The sequence below is a fragment of the Alkalimonas delamerensis genome, assembly GCF_030717955.1.
In the GTDB taxonomy this organism is placed as follows: domain Bacteria; phylum Pseudomonadota; class Gammaproteobacteria; order Enterobacterales; family Alteromonadaceae; genus Alkalimonas; species Alkalimonas delamerensis.
The window spans coordinates 218,081-236,557 of record NZ_JAUZVY010000002.1 but is presented as its reverse complement, the minus strand read 5'-3'; the positions used below and the strand labels follow the sequence as shown (position 1 = coordinate 236,557).

The window sequence follows — 18,477 nt, the reverse complement described above, 5'->3', positions numbered from 1 at the left end:
GATACCACTAAATTCGGTACTCTTTCCCCATGAGGTTCAGCACTTCAATCAGGCGCTGACTCACTTCATCCAACGGCACCACTTTCTTTACGCAACCGGTTTTAATGGCTTCTTGTGGCATGCCAAAAATCAGGGACGTGGCTTCGTCCTGCGCCATGGTAAAACCGCCCTGCTCCGCAATGCAGCGAATACCGACAGCACCGTCCTTGCCCATGCCGGTAAGAATAACCGCGAGCGCATTGGCACCGACCGCATCAGCCACCGATTGAAACATCACATCCACAGAAGGTTTATGGCCCGACACCCGAGGGCCATCCGTTAGTTCAATGCGATAATCGGCACCACTGCGAACCACCGTTAAATGTTGATCGCCCGGCGCTAAATAAGCATGCCCCGGTACGATGCGTTCGCCTCCTTGCGCCTCCAATACCCTGATCCGGCACATGCCATCAAGCCGCCTGGCAAAGCTGCTGGTAAAACCTGCGGGCATATGCTGGGTGATCACTATACCCGGGCTATCCACCGGCATTTCAGTGAGCACCGCCTTAATGGCTTCGGTACCGCCGGTCGAGGCGCCAATGGCAATGATCTTTTCGGTGGTTTTAAAACGCAGGTTGGCCGTTTTTTTGGGCTGGCAGTTTTTGGTTCTTGATAATTTGGCTACTGAGGCCGCTTTAATTTTTGCCACAATATCCTGCCGGTATTGTTCAATACCACGGGCAATATCCAGTTTTGGTTTGGCCAAGTAATCCACTGCACCTAATTCCAAAGCGCGCAAGGTCACATCCGCGCCTTGCTCCGTTAAACTGGAAATCATCACCACTGCAGTGGGCCGAGCTTTCATCAGTTTCTCAAGGAACGTCAGGCCATCTACTTTTGGCATTTCAACGTCCAGTGTAATGACATCAGGCCGGTGAAGGTTGACCAGGTCGCGGGCAGCATAAGCGTCACTGGCTGCCCCCACCAGGATAAACTCCGGCTCACTGCGAATGATTTCACTCAGCAAACTGCGGATTAAAGCAGAGTCGTCCACCACCAATACCTTAATCATCAAACAGCTCCACATCCTGATCCACATTGTGGCTTGGCTTTCTTTTTAGCTGCATCCGATACGCACTCTCACGATCCATAATGGTGCTGTTGTGCAGCGATTTTATCTTGCGCACCAGCACTTGGCCGGTATCCGGAAAAAAATAGACTTTGCGGGGATAAATATCGAGTAAGTCATGCCCTACCACAGGGATGTGCTCAAGCTTCAGATAATCCAAGACAAACTCGGCATTGCGCTCACCCACATTGATGGCGGTAAAACCTTTGAGCACATTGCCCCCACCAAACACTTTTGCTTCGAGCCGATCCCGACGCGCGCCTAATTTAATCAGGTGGTTAATCAGGATCTCCATGGCGTAGGCGCCGTAGCGAGCCGACTCCGATAACAGGTTGTCCTGACCACTGCCATCGTTGGGCAGTAAAAAATGGTTCATGCCAGCAATACCGGACACACGATCACGAATGCAGGCAGAGACACAAGAGCCCAAAACGGTCACAATCAGCGTGTCCGAGGTGGTGGCAAAGTACTCTCCCGGTAAAATTTTGACCGCATCCCGCTCAAAGTGACGGTCGTAGTAGCGATTGGGAGCCACATGAATATTATCGGTGTCAAATTCAGCCAAGCACACCTCCCGCTGGACGATAGGTCGTTTGCCCTATGGCTTTGACCAGATGGGTAGCCTGAGCAAAGTTTTCCGAATGACCCGCGATGTACAAACCACTGGGTGTCAGCAAACGAACCATGCGCTCCAACAACTTTAACTGGGTTGGTTTGTCAAAATAAATCATGACATTGCGGCAGAAAATAAGATCGAAGGGACCCCGAATATGCCACTTCGCATCCAACAAGTTCAGTTGACGAAACTGCACCATTTTTTGCAGCTCCGGTACTACTTTGACGAACCCGGTTTGAGAGCCCTTCCCTCGGAAAAAAAATTGTTTGCATCGCCGTTCATCTAAACCCTGCAATCGGTCTGCCCGGTAAATTCCGGCCTGCGCTTTTTGCAACACCTGACTGTCAATATCGGTCGCGATGATTTGCACTGGCGCATCAAAGCGACCAAAGGTTTCGGCCACCACCATAGCGATGGAATATGGCTCTTCCCCCGTACTGCTGGCCGCACACCAAATGTTTATTTGCCCTGGGTGTTTTTTAAGGTACGTACTTAACACCTCAAAGTGATGCGGCTCGCGGAAAAACGATGTCAAGTTGGTGGTCAGCGCATTAATAAATTGCTCAGTCTCTTCTGGGTGTTTATCCAGATAGGTTAAATAGGCTGCAAAGCCTGACAGTCGCAAAGCACGAATTCGTCGAACCAAACGACTGTAGACCATGGAGTCTTTGCTGTCAGCAAGGCGAATACCGGTGAGCAAATGGAGCTGCTTACGCACCGCATCAAAGTCAGCCTTGCTGTAAGCAAATTCACGCTCCACCGCCCCTTGGGGTTGCATCAAAAGCTCTCCCACTCGTCCTCATCCGGTTTAGCCGGCTTCACCATCTTGCTTCGTGATGGAGCCAGTTGCGTTTTGGTTTTTGCTTTTTGAGGTGACGCCAAGGCAGCTCTTCCAACCCGCGGCTGATCGTCCTCATCCAGTCTAAATCGCGCTACATTACGCGCTAATTGCTCAGCCTGCGACAGCAGACTTTCAGCGGCAGCAGCGGCTTGCTCAACTAATGCTGCATTTTGCTGAGTCATTTCATCCATTTGCGAGACGGCTTTACCCACTTCATCCAAACCGGCTGATTGCTCTGCCGATGCGGCAGCAATTTCCGCCATAATGTCATTGACCCGCTTAATAGAGGTGACGATTTCTTTCATGGTATCGCCCGATTTGCCAACCAACTGGTTGCCGTCATTAACTTTACTGACCGAGTCAGAAATCAAGGCTTTGATATCTTTGGCCGCATTGGCAGAACGCTGCGCAAGAGTGCGCACCTCAGACGCCACCACCGCAAAACCACGACCCTGCTCACCAGCTCGTGCGGCTTCTACCGCCGCATTCAATGCCAGAATGTTGGTTTGAAAAGCGATGCCGTCAATCACACCAATAATGTCGGAGATTTTCTGCGCTGACTCATTGATGGAGGCCATGGTTTTCACCACCTGTTCAATCAATGACCCGCCTTCTACCGCAACATCCGAAGCTTTTGCAGCCAGCGTATTGGCCTGGCTGGCATTGTCGGCATTTTGCCGTACCGTACTGGTCAGCTCTTCCATGCTGGAGGCTGTTTCTTCCAGGCTGGATGCCTGCTGCTCGGTACGGCTGGATAAGTCGGTATTGCCCTGAGAAATTTCACTGGAAGCCGTATTAATGGTTTCTGCAGCTTCTCGAATTTCCGACAGCATGCTGGCCAGGTTATCGGCCGTCTCATTGCAACCGTCTTTTAACTCACCAAAGCTGCCCTGATAATCCTCTGTTACCCTGGCCGTTAAATCGCCTTTGGCAATGGCTGCCAGCACCCGGTTGATGTCTTGCAAGGCCACTTCGCTGGTTGAAGTAAGCGCATTCAATCCTTTTGCGATCACTTTCAAAAAACCTGTTTGGCTACTTTCATCAATTCGTTCAGAGAAGTTGCCCTGTGCAGCAGCCTTTACAACGCGTTCAATGTCTTGCTCGGCGGCCACCTCATCGGTTCTATCCTGCCACTCAACAACGGTGCCGATGCGTTGCCCTTCATCATTTTTAATAGGGCTGGCCGTTAATTTGAAAGTGCGGCTGGCAATTTGAATGGTGGTTGAATAAGTTGAGGTCAGGCGCTCTATCATGCCTTGTTGATGTGCCGGGTTTTTATGGAAGATATCCATGTTCTTGTGAAGTAAGTTATTTGCAGAAAAGTCTGGAAAATTCTTCCGAATTTCAGACTCCGCATTCCTGAGCATGGCTAACACCGCTTTGTTTAAAAATATAATGTTATTCTCTGCATCGGCTATCATGGTGCAGGTTTCCACATTATCGAGTGCATCGCGGATCCGTAAGTTTTCGTTATGAATCACCCGCTCTTCACTTCGGCGGGCAAGCTCTTCGGTCATGTCTTTCCACTCCACAACCGTCCCAACCCGTTGTTTGTTTTCATCAAACACTGGGGTTGCAATCAAATCAAAAATCAACCCAGCAATCTTTAGTTTGGTATTGTAGGGCGACTGAAGCTGGCCAATAATGCCGCGCTGATGCGCAGGTGCTTTATGAAACACATCCACATTGGTACCGACCAACTGATCAACGCGAAAGTTTGGCAACTGTTTGCGGATGTTGTCCTCGTTGACTTTCAGCATTCGCTCCAGTGAATGATTTACATAGATGATGTTTAGGTCCACATCGGCCATCATCACGTTGGCCTGACAGACATCCAGCGCTGATTTTAAAGCAACAGCCATGGTGTTTTGACTGTCTTGCTTTTGGCTGGTTTCGGCTTCATGAGCATTTCTTTCAGAGCCAAAAAATTTTTTTATCAATGCATTCATGGCATCGTTTCCCTATTCATTGTAAACCGGTTTAGCGTGGTAGGACTTGAGATTCCATCAGCTTGCTGCGAACGGCAAAGTTAAAGATGGCTTCCTTGCCCGGGGATGCTTCGGCATTAAACTCCGAGTAAATCCATTTGGAAGGGTCTTTTGTGCCGTGTTGTTTCAGTAGATCCTTGTCCGCGTATTTAAACGCCATGCCCCAATCAGGGAACAACTTTTGGTTTACCGCCATTTCAATGGTGGTGGTGACATTGGTATGGCGCGGATCGCGCTTGATTTTTTCATACAACGCCAACACAGCTGGTCTTTCGCCTTCCAGCAATTGAATAAACTTGCCGCCGGCATAGACCAAGCAACCTGTTATGCCGTGTTGACTGTTGTGTTGGTTGGCAACTTTTAACAACTCGATGAGATCTTGCTCGGTGAACTCTCTGGTGGCGGTGCTGTAGTACACAATTTGGTATTGCAACATAACTGCTTCCTCATAATGGTGCGGGTTATTCGTCGTTTGACTCAAATAAACCCAACTCTTTGCTGGAGATCAACGCATCAATGTTCAGTAAAATAATCATCTGCTCATTAATCGGAGCCAGACCATGCAAATACTGGCTGTCAAAAGCCACCCCAAACTCTGGTGGCGGCTTCACTTCATCTGCCTTGATGTTAATCACGTCAGACACGGCATCCACCACGATGCCAACAATGCGCTCGCCAATATGCAACATAATGACAATGGTAAACTCATCGTAGGTGGCCTCCCCGACAGCAAATTTCAGGCGTAAATCCACAATGGGGACAATGTCACCACGTAAGTTCAGCACGCCTTTGATAAAAGGAGGGGCGTTGGCAATTTTGGTCACCGGCTCGTACCCGCGAATTTCTTTTACCCGCATGATGTCCAGGCCATAATGTTCGTCACCCAAAGTAAAGGTTAGAAACTCCAGCGACTCTGCTTCAGATGACTGCGGTTCTTTGTTGGTTGCATTCATACCAGGTCCTTTATCTCAATTACTTCATTGACGCGCGTTGCAAGGGACTCGACATCCAGAATCAGGGCAACACTGCCATCGCCCATAATGGTGGCGCCGGCGATGCCTGCTACTCTGCGGTAATGTTGCTCCAGACTTTTAATGACCACTTGCTGCTGGCCAATTAAATCATCCACCTGCAAGGCAAAGCGGGTTTTACTGGTTTCTATCAGCACCAGTATCGCTTGTTCTGAAGCTTGCTGAGCGCCCTCAATCGCCATCACCTGATGCAAGCGCACTATCGGCCAGTAGGCATCGCGCAGCTCCAGCATTTGTTGATTGCCAATATTTTTAAGCTGCGATGTTTCAGGCTGAACAGACTCGATAATGTTGACCAAAGGCACAATAAAGAGTTGGTCGGCCACCGACACCGACATGCCATCTAAAATAGCCAGTGTCAGCGGCAAGCGGATTTGAAAGGTGGAGCCCACGCCGGTTTCGGATTGAATGTCGATGCGGCCGCCCATGGCTTCAATGTTGCGTTTGACCACATCCATGCCCACGCCCCGACCGGATACGTCGGTCACTTCAGCGGCGGTGGAAAAACCGGGCGCCATAATCAGTTGCCAGACCTCGGCATCGCTGGGGTTATCGGACAACACAATGCCTTTTTCCTGAGCTTTGGCGAGGATTTTTTCACGGTTTAAGCCGCCTCCATCGTCTACCACACTGATCAAGATGTTGCCGCCTTTTTGCTCGGCGCGCAGAGTTAAGCTCCCAACAGCATCTTTACCACGCTCTTTGCGTAAAGCAGGGATTTCAATGCCATGATCCAGGCTATTGCGCACCAGATGCGTTAATGGGTCCACCAGCCGCTCTATCAGCCCTTTGTCGATTTCGGTTTGGCCACCTTCAATGATCAGCTCGACCTGCTTGTTTAACTTGGACGACAAATCACGCACTACCCGGGGAAAACGATTAAACACAAAGGACATTGGCAGCATGCGAATGGACATAATGCTTTCTTGCAACTCGCGGGTGTTGCGCTCCAGCTCGGCTAAAGCACTTTGCAAACGTTCAGCTACTGGCCCATCCACTTCGGCGCCCAACAAGTTAAGCATGGATTGGGTAATCACCAATTCACCCGCTAAATTTACCAAAGTATCCACCTTGCTGATGTCGACCCGAATGCTGCTGCTCTCTGCATTTTCAGTGCGAGCATTTGCCGCAGCCACAGATGGCGTTGAAGCCGACTTGGTTGTGCTTTTTGGTGGCGACTCAACCTTAACCTTTGGTGTTCCAGTGTCGACTTTTACAGAGGAGGCAGTGGCTAACGGCTGCGCATCAGGTTGAGGCTCAAAAAAACCGAAACCATCTTGGCTGTCTGATGGCGATAGCTCCGCTTTTGCTGCTGGTTGTGGCTCGCCGTCAAAAAAACCAAAGCCATCATCGGCATCGGCACTTTGCACCGGTTCCGTTTTGAAAAAGCCAAACCCTTGTTCTTGCTCCTGGTGCTCTGCCGGATCGGTAAAAAAACCAAAACCATCGTCATCCTGATTGGCATCGCCGTTAAGGTGCCATTCAATTTGCTTGGTGGTAGACTCTACCAAGCTCCAATCGGGTTCATGGCCTTCACGGTAGCTGCCTAACAGGGTCCGAAGTACATCAACGGCACTAAGCAAGTCATCCACCACCTTGCTGTGAAAGGTAAACTGGCGTTGGCGGGCTTTGTCGAACAGGTTTTCCATCACATGGGTCACGGATATCAAGGCTTCAAAGCCGAAAATACCACTGCCACCTTTGATGGAGTGCGCCGCTCTGAAAATGCTGTTTAGCTCTTCCAGATCGGGGTTGGCCAAATCGAGTGCCATTAATAAACGCTCAATATCATCTAGGTGTTCCTGGCTCTCTTCCAGAAAAACCCCATGAAATTGACTCATATCTATCGACATAATCCCGCCCTTTTGGTTGAGGACACAGCCTTAGCCTAAAACTTTACTGGCCACTTGCAACAACTTTGCCGGGTCAAAGGGTTTGACCATCCAGCCAGTAGCTCCGGCTGCCCGCCCTTTGGCTTTCATGTCATCACCAGCTTCGGTGGTTAACACCACGATTGGAGTAGTTCGGTAGTTGGGAAGGCCACGTAACGACTTAATTAAGGTGAGGCCATCCATTCGGGGCATGTTTTGGTCAGTGAGCACAAAGGCATACTGATTTTTTTGGCACAGATCAAAGGCTTCCTGACCATCTTTGGCCGCTGTGACCTGGTACTTAGCCGACTTTAAGGTCACTTCGACCATTTGGCGAATGGATGCGGAGTCATCAACAATTAAAATGTGTTTTGTCATAGCGTACTTCCTAGTTGCACCTGTGCACTGCAGGTACAATGATTATTTGAAGGTATAAAGCTTGTGTAAATTGGCCATTTCAATGATGTCTTTGGCCGTACCATGCGCACCGGTGATGGATAAGCCGACTCCAACGCCTTGCATTTTTTTTGCCAGCAATACCATCATGCCCAAAGCCGAGCTGTCCAGATAATTGACCTGGCTGAAATCAAGCTCCAGGCTTTTTATCCCTCTCTCAGTCAATAGAGGCTCGTATTGCGCATTAAAATTTTTATGGTAGCTAAAGTCAAAGCGCTCTGGCAGACGAATGGTGCGATGTTCAGACATAATTATTTCTCTTTAGAATAAATCAACGTCCCCACCTTCAACCGAGGTAGAGGACACCGGGTTTGACCGTGTTTGTCGGTATGCATGGACGTGGTCCAGCTGCTTTGCAAAGTCAGCAGTTGTAAAGGCAATATCGCAGCGCTGAAGCTCAAGCAGTTGTTGCTTGATGAAATGCATACTTTCAGCGGTATAGGTTAAATTTTGAGAATTAATATCCCCAAATTGCAGCCCTCGGATGGCCTTATGCAGGGTGTGTTGCAGCACTTCAGTGTTTTCTGAGAGGTGCTGCGCATGAATGTGATCCTGACCAGCCTTTTCCACCAGTTGCTGCATGGCATGCTGCACGCTTTTCTTGGCGTCCATCACATAACTGACATCCTGAGCCGCGACCTCACCGATGTCTTTGGTCAAGCTTTGGATCTGTTCTGCCATTAATCGTAAACGCTTTTGGATTTGCTCACTAAAGCCGGCGGATCGCGTGGATAGTGAGCGCACTTCATCGGCAACCACTGCAAAGCCCCTTCCCGCCTCGCCTGCCCGCGCTGCCTCAATGGCAGCATTCAGCGCCAGTAAATTGGTTTGAGAAGCAATCTGATCGATGTCTTGCAGGGCCTTGAGTACATCTGGCACCGAGGCGTTAATTTTATCGACCTGCTCAACCAACCCCATGGACGAGGCCGACATGTGCACCGTGGTTTCGACAAATTTGTCCAGCGTCGCTGCCGTGTCCTTGGCAAAGTCTTCCATCCAGGTTTCGCCGGATTCGGTTTTATCCGAGTGCAGCAGTTTCATAATTTCGTTGCTTTGAAATTCTGACAGGTTTTTGAGCTCAGTAAACGAATCGGCTAAGGTGCTCACCGCATCGTTTTGAGTGGTATTGATTGCAACCACACTGTCATGGCTTTCGTCGGTCAACTCTGCAATTTGTTGCAACAAGGTCTGATACGTTTGTTTGGATTGGGTTAATTCCGACTCCAACTGCATCGCTGCCTCTGCTTGCATCGTTGAACCAGCGGCAGGCTCCGCCCAAATAACTTGGGCCGCCAAAGCTACCGCCAAAAAGATCAGCAATGCTACCCCCCCCCAACCTGTTAACCACAACAGCAGAGCAGCAACAGCAAACCCTATGCACAAAGCCGATTTTATTTTTAATGCATTACTCACACTGAGCTCCTTTTGGGTGCCTGAACACCAATAGCTTTAAAGCTTAGTAAGATCCATAGTGAATCTGAACCTGTTCCCAGGTGGGATAATTTCAAAGTGGCTGGTTAGCTGTTCAATTAAACCAAGACCACGACCACTGAGCGCATTGCACTGTTCAGCAGTATCATCTGGTTGCTTAAAGCCGGCACCACTGTCGGTGATCTCTCCATAGAGTATCGACTCCGATGCTGACCAGCGCAAGGAGATTTCGATGGTATCGTCTTCTGTTAATTGCGTTTCGCGTTTTTGTTTCTCTAAATAATATTGCTCAAAACACTCTGCATGGCGCTTTAAATCACTGCTTAACTGCAAGACACCGTGCTCCAATGCGTTGACATACAACTCGGTAAGCACTGTAAACACCTTTTGCCTGGCCACAATCGATACTTGCTGTTCTTTTAACCATTCCACCATTTTTGCGGCCACATCGGCCGACACCAAAGCGCTACCGGACAGAAGTATACTCATTTGCACAGAAGATGTTGGCGGTTTGGTTTGGGTCGCTTCGTTGTCATTCAATTTAGTCTGCACCAAGCCAGGCAGATTCACCAAACAGGCGCTGATGTCATCATCGGCTTGTAGGGTGTCAAATTGTGCAGTTAGTGCCATAAGTGGGTTGGGCTCATTGATCTGCAAACTGGCAATGAGTTGTTGCTCGGTCATGGTGTCGCCCTGCGCTAACGCCGTTTCAGTTAGACCATCGCTAAAAACCAGCATGTAATGAAGATTGTGCAAGGGGAAAGTTTCACCTTTCGCGCTGAAGTGTTGGCCCGACAGCACACCCAGCGCCATGTGCTGTGAGCGTAATTTTTGAACCACATCACCTTGCTGATTTAGAAACAACACATTGGGCATACCGCCGTTCCAGACTTCCAGCTGTTGTTGCCATGGATCGAGCTTTATCATCACTGCGGCTACAAAGCGATCATCGGGTAACAAGTTCGTCAACTGACGATTCATTTCATAAGTAATATTGGGCAAGGGTAGAGATTTTGTAGCCATGGCCTGAAAGGTACGCAATATTGGCATCAATGAGATGGCGGGTGCCAGGCCATGCCCCATGGCATCGGCCATAAAAAAATACCAACAGCCGTCGCTACCGGCGCAACGTAAAATGGCATCCCCACTAAAAATCCCATGAGGCTTTAACCAGGCATGAATAGAAGGGTGCGGCTGATTCACCTCCTCAAACATTCGCTGAAACAAATGTTTTGCCAACAACTGCTGCTGCTGTTCTTGTTCTACCCAATTTTCGAGCGCCTGCTTTTGCTGGTTCGTCAGTGCAATCAACTGTTGCTCACGCACCGAGCGGGTTACTTTGAGCCACAACAACTCCAGATTTACCGGCTTGACCATGTAGTCATGAATGCCAGCTGAAAAGGCTGTTAGGAAAAAATCCGCATCATCGTTGCCACTGACCATAATCACGGCGGTAACTTTACTGCCCAGGTTCAGCTTAGGTAGCAAGTCCAGCCCCTGGCCATCTGGCAATTGATTGTCCAGAATGACCGCATCAAAGTAGTTCGGGTGTTGCTGCAGCAGTAAGCTAGCATCTTTCAATGAATAGGCGCAATGAACGGTGGCATCTTTACTTAGCAAGAAATTTTCATAAAGTGCATTGAAGAGTAAATCGTCTTCGACAATAAGAAAATTTAACGATTCTTTTAAAACAGGATTTAAGTGCATTCAATACCTTGAAATCGTCAGGTAGAGTTCTTGTGTTGTTTTAGATTTAGCACAGCAAGGGTGACTTGGCAAAAAACATAGCCAAGCTTTGCACAATTAAGTTGCTTGATATTCTTGTAAAAAAATCTCAATTAACTGACGTTCCGTTTTTGCTTGTTGCTGCAATTGCTCAATCCAGTGGCACCAAATAGCATCACCAGCAGTACTTGCTTGCTCCTCAATTTGCCTTGCTTGCGCTGCCAATTCTAAACAGCCAACCTGGCCTGCAATTCCTTTAATGCTGTGAGCGGCTTGCTGTGCTTTGGTACGATCGTGTTTTTTTTGGGCTTCGGCTAAGGTGGTTAAATGCGCATCTAACCCCGTTAAAAACGCTTGCAACAATTTGGGGGCAAGGTTTTGCATTGGGCCCAGGCTTTGTAAAAAACGTTCTTTATCCCATTGACTCATGTTGCCCCTCCTTGCTGGGAGAAAAAATGCTATCGACCGCCTGTTGCAGCACCCTGTGCAAATTTTTTGTACGCGGCACCACCAAAACTCTGCTTATAGATACATTCAGTGACGGCTGGCTGCTCAAAATAATGGCCGGTGCTGCTTCATTGATGCTGCGATTTGCCCGAATGGCACTCACAATGGCTGCACCATTGAGGTCAGCATTTTCGAAAGAAAGAATCATCAAGTCCACCGGGTCATGGATCAGTCGTTGCAAGGTCTCCACACTGTTGTGCATGACAATCACCTGAAACCCCATCGCAACCAGCATGTCATGCAAAAAAAGCCGAAGTGAGCGGCTTGGCTCCAATAAAACCACGGTTTTGTTGGAACTTAACCTTGTTTCTTTTAGCGCATCCAATTGTGCCTGCAACTGAGGGCAAACTTGTCCTTGACGGCTTGGTTCGTTACTGGGAATGGCTTTTAAGATATCAACAAAAGCTAACAACCTGTCAATCGCGGTTTCATCAAACTGCGTCAGAGCAGGATCAACCAACACATCTTCGAGGTAGTGACACACCTTGGTCACCAACTGCACACCGTGGGTGCCACCAGAGCCTTTGAGGCTGTGCACAATGCGAAAGATCTCCTCAAACTCAGGGCTTGATTTATCGTTGTGCTGCAACTGCAAAATCAAGACCTCGAGATCCTGGCAACGATTTGCAACAATTTCTAAAAAATTAAGCCGTAACCCCTGTAGTAGATCACGAAATTTATCGTTGGACATTGGTCATAATTCACTCAAGTTAAATACTGCTTCGTCTTATAACTTAAACAATTACGGTCATTTAGCAAGTTTGGCTTAGCTTGGTATTTTGTTAGCTAGTGCCCGTCCAGAAAGGCGGGCACTAGCGCAGCGCAGGGATGCGCTGCAATTTTTAGTGCGTGGTAACGCATTGAAAATGTGAGATAAATGGAAGTCGTAATTTTCATTTGTCGTTCCAGAATAAGGGCAGGAGCCCGTTTATGGATGAAAACTAGCTAGGTTCAGTTCATTGCAACAACAAGGCTGCCATTTAATTCAGGGCTATTGGTACTCGCCGCCCCTTCCCAAAGAGCGGTTGGATCCGTACTTGCGCGCCGAGCAGCAGGCAGGTTAATCAGCAATCTTTCACTTTTAAATGCAAAGTCAACAACTGCAAGCGCCTGTACCCATCAAAAATATATCAGATATTTATCAGAATCGTTCTTTCGCTTATTAAGCAACACTCAAGAAAATCAACTAAGATACAAACCAGGTACTTGATGGCTGCAAGGAGTTGTATCATGCCACAGGACAAAACCAGTAGCTGGCAAAAAATGCAACAAAGTTACCGGGCTAATTTGGTTCAAAAACATGAACAGTTGCAGCATCACTGGCATGAGTATATGACCAACAACAACCTGGTGGCCCGCGTGCAACTGAAGAAGATCAGCCATCAACTGGCTGGCTCAGGTGCCATTTATGGCTATCAGGATCTCGCCAATTCAGCCAGACAACTCATGGATTTTTTGGATTTACCTTTTCAGAATGATTTGGCTCAGCACATCAAAGAACACAACGCCTACAATGAGCTGATGAACACGCTAAGCAAAGCCTCTCAATGCAGTAGTGTTGTAGACCAGAGTTTGAAAGGGCCCCCCTCCCATCAAAGGCAGCATCTGCCCCAAATATTGCTTATCGGACATGATGACAGTATCACACTGCAGCTAAAGCAAAACTTGCAAGATGCTGATTTTGAGATCATACATCTTCAAACCACTGCTGATCTTGCAAAAACCATCCAGCACTATCAGCCTGCTGCCATCATCTGTGATTTTTCAAACAACAAGAAGCAACACAGTGCAAATGAGCCATGGCTGGCTTGTAGGCAGAGACCGGGCAAGCATCCACCACTAATATTTATTGCCGACGACGATAGTTTTGAGGCACGTCTAACCGCAACCAGAGCTGGCTGCAGCCATTTCATGCATAAACCACTTGATATCCTGCAATTGATTCAACAACTTCGCAAACTACTTAATATCAGCACGAATGACCCCTACCGGATTTTACTGGTCGATGATGATAACGAGGTGCTGCGCTTTTACCGCCAAGCACTGATGCTGGGAGGATACAAAGTGTATACCGCCAGCAATGCCAAGCAGGCATTTGACCTCTTATATAGTATAGAACCTGAGTTGATCATCATCGACGTGAATATGCCTGACTGCAATGGTTTAGAGTTGGGGCAAATCATCCGACAAAATAATGCACTTATCGATACCCCTTTATTGTTTATATCTGCAGATCATCACACCGATGAGAAAATGGCTGAACTTAATCTGGCAGGCGATGACTTCATTCAAAAACCAATTGCCCCTTGGCGGTTGCTGATGTCCGTAGAAGCGCGTGTAAAACGCAGTAGAATGTTGAGACAACAGAAACGCGCAGTCATTCAGCGGCCTGAGCTGGTCCAACACATCGACACCCTGACTGCCTTACCAACCTTGTGGCAGCTTAAACGTGACCTGGCCGCCAAACTAAGACAACAGCAGCCCTTTTGTTTGATGAAAATGGATCTGGATCAGTTTCATTTGATCAATGATGCCTATGGCAGAACTACAGGCGATTTATTACTGCAAACGATCGCCTGGCAAGTGGCCCAACTGCTCAAAAGTGATGACTGCCTGTACCGGGAAAATGGCGATGAGTTCTGGTTGCTGTGTATGCATGCTAATTCACTGGAGCTGGCGGCTCAGTTTACTGAACAGATGTTGCTGCGTTTGGAACAAGTTTCAGCTAATTTCGACGTCACAATCCACTTTAGTGCCAGTGTAGGCATTTGTCTGGTAGCTGATGGCAGGCTACAGGTTGATGAAACCATGCAACATACCAGTACAGCTTTGTATGAAGCCAAAAAGAAAGCCGGACATCAGTATCGTTTTTATGACCCAGAGCAGCAACATAAAATCGATTTTCGTATGCGGCTCACTCAAAATATCCGACAAGCCATAAGCCAGCGTCAATTTAGTTGTGCATTTCAACCTATTTTTTCGGCTGAAAAAAGGCTTGCCAGTTTTGAAGTATTGGCACGGTGGCATCATCATGAGTTAGGTGCCATTTCACCAGCCCAATTTATTCCCTTGTTGGAAGAGCATGGCCTGATTGGCTACCTAACTCAGCACATGCTGGATACAGGGTTAAGCCAATTAGCCCTTTGGCGCCAGCAGTATCCGGCCTTACAATTAAATGTCAATTTTAGTGCTCAGGACCTTGTTGATCCATCATTATGCAATCGCCTATCAGAGCGAATGAAACACTATAAATTGCCTCACCACAGCCTTATTATTGAAATCACAGAGAGCATTTTAATTCAGGCGGGAACCAGTGCCGTAGACCAGTTAAACCAACTTGCAAAGCAAGGGTTTAATATTGCACTGGATGACTTTGGTACCGGGTATTCATCGCTGAGTTACCTGGACACCTTTCCTGTGACCAAGCTTAAAATCGATCGCAGCTTTGTCCAACGCATTGATGAGCAGCAACAGGATAAACTGCTGCCAGCCATTATTCACCTGGCACAGGATTTAGCCCTTGAGATCACCGCTGAAGGTGTTGAAACTCATGCCCAATATGAGTTTTTGAAGCAGTTCGGCTGTGAACGCTATCAGGGGTATTTGTTCAGTAAGCCATTAACGGCTTTTGATATTGAGGGCACTGCCTGGTTTCAATCCAAGCAGTCGCGGTATATCAGAACATAATCCAACAGCCATCTTTCTATGGAGCTTGCCGCATTAGAGCAGAGCTTGCTCAGCCAATCGCGCTAAACTTTTAAAAGATAGAGTAGGTGTTAAGAAACAAACCATGGAAAACCAGTAATACCCTGACATATCGAAGGAGTCATATTACGATCGGTACAATAACGTTGAACCTCCAGTGGTTTTTTGTTGTAAAATAAAACCTGCTTCGCAATAAATAAAATCTGATGTTGAGATTTCAGGTGTGGCTCTGTCACAGCCATCGCATCATGACACTTCATGATTAGCTCGCAAAGCTCCGCTTTATAGCCCCATAAACGCATCACATAGGCAGAAATCAATTGGTAATCTGCGCCATCATCTTGCAACATGGCTTCATTGTGCAGGTTGCTTTCATCGCTGCCTTCAGCCAATAAGATAATTTTCCCAATAAAGCTGAGCAATGCCGTAGCAAACAACTCTTCTTGCGCATCGCGGCTCAGGCCACAAGCTTTAGCGAAGGCTTTTACACAGCAGGCGTAATCAGACGCAATATCGAGCTGTCGCTGATGGCATTCGGCAGGCACGGACGTTTGGTAATTTTTAGAAATCGCCATCGAGCTGACAACAGCCATCAGCATTTTGGTTCCAAGCCGCGACACCGCCTCGTCGATAGATGATGTCCGACGCTGAAAGCCGAGATAGGCGGAGTTAGCCAACTGCAACACCTTGGCCATAATAACTGGTTCTTTAGCAACAACGGCTGCAATTTCATGGGCATCACTATTATCATCGTCTACCAACACCTTTAATTTCCGCAGCAAGCCATCTGAAACCGGAAAGCTGGTCATGGCTCCCAAAGCAGTGCGCGCTGCTGATGAAAAAGGTAAACGCTTCAAGTCTGCCACCGCTTCAAACAAGGCTTGCACATCCTGAGCATTGAAGGGCTTGGCAAGATATGCATGCACCACATTGGGCTGACGCATCATGGTTGCAAGAGTCATGTCACCTGTTAGTAAAGCCCGTACCGGATAAGAGTTTTCCTGCGTGCAACGCTCAAGCACATCCAACCCGTGCATGTGTGGCATCAAGTAATCGCTGATCACCAAGTCAACATGGGGATGTTCACGCAAATAGCACCAGAAAGGTTCAAGCTCGCTGAAGGTTTCAATACAGGCCTCTGGACACATACGCTGCATAGTGCGCTTTAATGCTTTGAGTAGAAACGCATCATCATCCAGCATCACTACGGTTATCGAATCCATGCTAGCCCCCTGTCTTGCACTGTCGCACCAGCTGTATTAAGTCTTTCGCCGCCAGTGGCTGCGCCAGTAAAAACCCCTGGAAGAGATCGCAACCCATATCTTTTAATAACTCCAGTTCAAATTGGCTTTCAACGCCTTCGGCCACAACCTTCAATTTAAGATCATGCGACATACGTATGATGTTGCGGACCATGCTTTGCACAGCAAGTGAGCTTTCCAGCTCGTCGATCAAGCTTTTATCCAGTTTGATTGCATCGGCCGGTAAACGCGATAAATACGACAACTACGAGTAGCCACAGCCAAAGTCATCAATGTACAGGGTGCAACCAAGTTCACGTAACCGCTGCATTTGCAACTTGCAATGCTGTAAATCCTGCACCAGGTAAGTTTCGGTTAGCTCAAAGTTCAATGAAGAGGGGGCAATCTGATACTGCTCTAGCAACTCTGCAACGAAAGCAACCAAACCGCCATCTTCTTTGAGCTGCCGACCGGACAAGTTCACCGCAATTGGCAATGGTGCATCGCCTGCTTGTTGCCACTCAGCAAGCTGATGACAAGCTTGGGCTAAAACCCAACGGCCAATATCTAAAATTTGCCCATCCCGCTCGGCGATAGGAACAAACACCGCAGGCGATACCCAACCATGCTGTTGCGGTTCAAACCAACGCAATAAGGCTTCTGCACCTACAATCTCACCTTCACGATTCATCTTGGGCTGAAATCTCAGCTGAAGCTGTTGCTGCAGTTCAGGTTGCAGCAAAGCTCTGCTAATTTCAAAGTTTCGACGATAATCTTTGACCAGTTGCTCATCGAAACGGCAAAACGATTGACGGGCAGATTTAGCCTGATGCGTCATGCACAGACGCATGGGGTTTAGCAATTCTTTGAGGGTTAAACCATCCTCCGGCGCCATTCCATAGACACCAAACAACTTAACTTGCCCCATCTTATGCTGAAAAGACATCGCAGCCTGAAACGCCTGACAGATTTGCTCCAGCCTTTGCAATACTCCCTGCTCATCGTCAACATCCGACATCAATAACAAGAAACGATCGCCGTTCAGGTAACAAAGTTTCTCGCTGGGGTTCAATGATTGCACCAGCGCTTCAGTAATGCCGACAATGAGCTGATCTGCAGTACGAAACCCAAGCAATTCATTCAATACGTCGTATTGGCTAATACCTAGCGCTATGAGAGCGCAACAACGTTGCTCTTCGACAGCACTTTGCATCGCAACACTTAACTCATGCTCGGAGGCAAGCTGAACCTGTGGTGGAAAATCAGGCTCGGCAACCACTGAAACTTCTCGCGAAAGTTGCACAATGTGTCCAAAATCATCGCTCAGATAGCGCTCTAACAAAACAGCACTCTTCGTACGATCCCAGACCAATAATTCATCCAACTGCCCCTGGCAAAAACGCTCCATGTCTTCTGTTTCAAAGTTGCTCACCAGAAAAGACAGTGCTTTCCCTGTATCCGAAAGCTCAGGCATTAAAACTAAGGCGGCTGCATTGGCTCGCTGCAGGGCCCCGGCTTTGTCCAACTCAATTAGCGCTGAGTGGCTGCCCAACAGTAATTGGTCGCGCTCCTTTTTTTGCTGCTTCTGGTAGAAGGCACTGTAAGCATCCTTGACTTGTTGCAGCATGTCGTCTTCATCCCAGGGCTTTTCCAAAAAACGAAATGCCAGGCCTTCATTTAACAGTTCAACCACCGATTTAAAATCGGTATAACCACTCAGCACCAAATTGATGGTTAAAGGCCAGCGATCCCGGACAACACGCAACAGCTCAGCGCCAGACATTTCAGGCATTCTGAAATCTGTGATGATCACAGGGAAAGAACCCATTGCTAGCTGTTCAATGGCCTCACGGCCACTGTTTGCCGTCACAACCTGATAGCCATGGCGGCTGAACAACCGCTGCAGTGCTTTCAGCACACTTTGTTCATCATCGACCAGTAGAATTGCCTGTTGCAT

The 18,477-nt window shown here is 48.1% G+C and carries 15 protein-coding genes and 1 pseudogene; 1 reads left to right on the top strand and 15 read right to left on the bottom strand.

The annotated features are described in order from the left end of the window. Positions 1-7 precede the first annotated feature (7 nt). The 13 genes from Q3O59_RS05610 to Q3O59_RS05550 all read right to left on the bottom strand — a co-directional run bounded on the left by Q3O59_RS05610 (position 8) and on the right by Q3O59_RS05550 (position 12,265). Positions 8-1,054 (bottom strand): protein-glutamate methylesterase/protein-glutamine glutaminase, encoded by a 1,047-nt coding sequence (locus tag Q3O59_RS05610; protein ID WP_305944642.1) that lies wholly within the window; start codon positions 1,052-1,054, stop codon positions 8-10. Then, positions 1,044-1,673: a chemoreceptor glutamine deamidase CheD gene (gene cheD, locus Q3O59_RS05605; protein WP_305944641.1), complete on the bottom strand. Its 630-nt coding sequence runs from the start codon at positions 1,671-1,673 to the stop codon at positions 1,044-1,046. The genes Q3O59_RS05610 and cheD overlap by 11 nt, the downstream gene beginning before the upstream one ends. Further along, positions 1,666-2,502 carry a CheR family methyltransferase gene (locus tag Q3O59_RS05600; RefSeq protein WP_305944640.1) on the bottom strand — a complete coding sequence of 279 codons (837 nt, stop codon included), beginning with the start codon at positions 2,500-2,502 and terminating at the stop codon, positions 1,666-1,668. Before Q3O59_RS05600 ends, cheD begins: the two co-directional genes overlap by 8 nt. After that, positions 2,502-4,514 (bottom strand): methyl-accepting chemotaxis protein, encoded by a 2,013-nt coding sequence (locus tag Q3O59_RS05595; RefSeq protein ID WP_369812354.1) that lies wholly within the window; start codon positions 4,512-4,514, stop codon positions 2,502-2,504. The genes Q3O59_RS05600 and Q3O59_RS05595 overlap by 1 nt, the downstream gene beginning before the upstream one ends. Positions 4,515-4,545: 31 nt before the next feature. After that, positions 4,546-4,989 (bottom strand): BLUF domain-containing protein, encoded by a 444-nt coding sequence (locus Q3O59_RS05590; protein ID WP_305944639.1) that lies wholly within the window; start codon positions 4,987-4,989, stop codon positions 4,546-4,548. 25 nt (positions 4,990-5,014) lie between these two features. Continuing rightward, complete coding sequence (locus Q3O59_RS05585; protein ID WP_305944638.1) at positions 5,015-5,506, bottom strand: chemotaxis protein CheW; 492 nt, start codon at positions 5,504-5,506, stop codon at positions 5,015-5,017. Then, positions 5,503-7,437, bottom strand: coding sequence for a chemotaxis protein CheA (locus tag Q3O59_RS05580; RefSeq protein ID WP_305944637.1), 1,935 nt, complete (start codon positions 7,435-7,437; stop codon positions 5,503-5,505). Before Q3O59_RS05580 ends, Q3O59_RS05585 begins: the two co-directional genes overlap by 4 nt. A 30-nt stretch (positions 7,438-7,467) precedes the next feature. Next, on the bottom strand, positions 7,468-7,833 hold the full coding sequence (locus Q3O59_RS05575) for a response regulator (protein WP_305944636.1): 366 nt from the start codon (positions 7,831-7,833) through the stop codon (positions 7,468-7,470). Positions 7,834-7,875: 42 nt separating this feature from the next. Then, positions 7,876-8,160, bottom strand: coding sequence for an STAS domain-containing protein (locus tag Q3O59_RS05570; protein WP_305944635.1), 285 nt, complete (start codon positions 8,158-8,160; stop codon positions 7,876-7,878). A gap of 12 nt (positions 8,161-8,172) precedes the next feature. Beyond that, positions 8,173-8,829 carry a methyl-accepting chemotaxis protein gene (locus Q3O59_RS05565; RefSeq protein ID WP_440132268.1) on the bottom strand — a complete coding sequence of 219 codons (657 nt, stop codon included), beginning with the start codon at positions 8,827-8,829 and terminating at the stop codon, positions 8,173-8,175. A 531-nt stretch (positions 8,830-9,360) separates the two neighbouring features. Further along, the gene (locus tag Q3O59_RS05560; RefSeq protein ID WP_305944633.1) at positions 9,361-11,049 is read right to left on the bottom strand and encodes a fused response regulator/phosphatase; all 1,689 of its coding nucleotides are present in this window, start codon (positions 11,047-11,049) and stop codon (positions 9,361-9,363) included. A gap of 96 nt (positions 11,050-11,145) precedes the next feature. After that, positions 11,146-11,496, bottom strand: a complete 351-nt coding sequence (locus tag Q3O59_RS05555) for an Hpt domain-containing protein (RefSeq protein ID WP_305944632.1) — start codon at positions 11,494-11,496, stop codon at positions 11,146-11,148. Continuing rightward, positions 11,480-12,265 (bottom strand): hybrid sensor histidine kinase/response regulator, encoded by a 786-nt coding sequence (locus Q3O59_RS05550; protein WP_305944631.1) that lies wholly within the window; start codon positions 12,263-12,265, stop codon positions 11,480-11,482. The genes Q3O59_RS05555 and Q3O59_RS05550 overlap by 17 nt, the downstream gene beginning before the upstream one ends. Before the next feature lie 539 nt (positions 12,266-12,804). Here Q3O59_RS05550 and Q3O59_RS05545 point away from each other — a divergent pair. Then, complete coding sequence (locus Q3O59_RS05545) at positions 12,805-15,261, top strand: EAL domain-containing protein (RefSeq protein WP_305944630.1); 2,457 nt, start codon at positions 12,805-12,807, stop codon at positions 15,259-15,261. 89 nt (positions 15,262-15,350) lie between these two features. On the opposite strand, the gene Q3O59_RS05540 is transcribed toward Q3O59_RS05545, so the two are convergent. Then, complete coding sequence (locus tag Q3O59_RS05540) at positions 15,351-16,502, bottom strand: HDOD domain-containing protein (RefSeq protein ID WP_305944629.1); 1,152 nt, start codon at positions 16,500-16,502, stop codon at positions 15,351-15,353. Between the two features lies 1 nt (position 16,503). Continuing rightward, positions 16,504-18,477, bottom strand: a pseudogene (locus Q3O59_RS05535) (EAL domain-containing response regulator).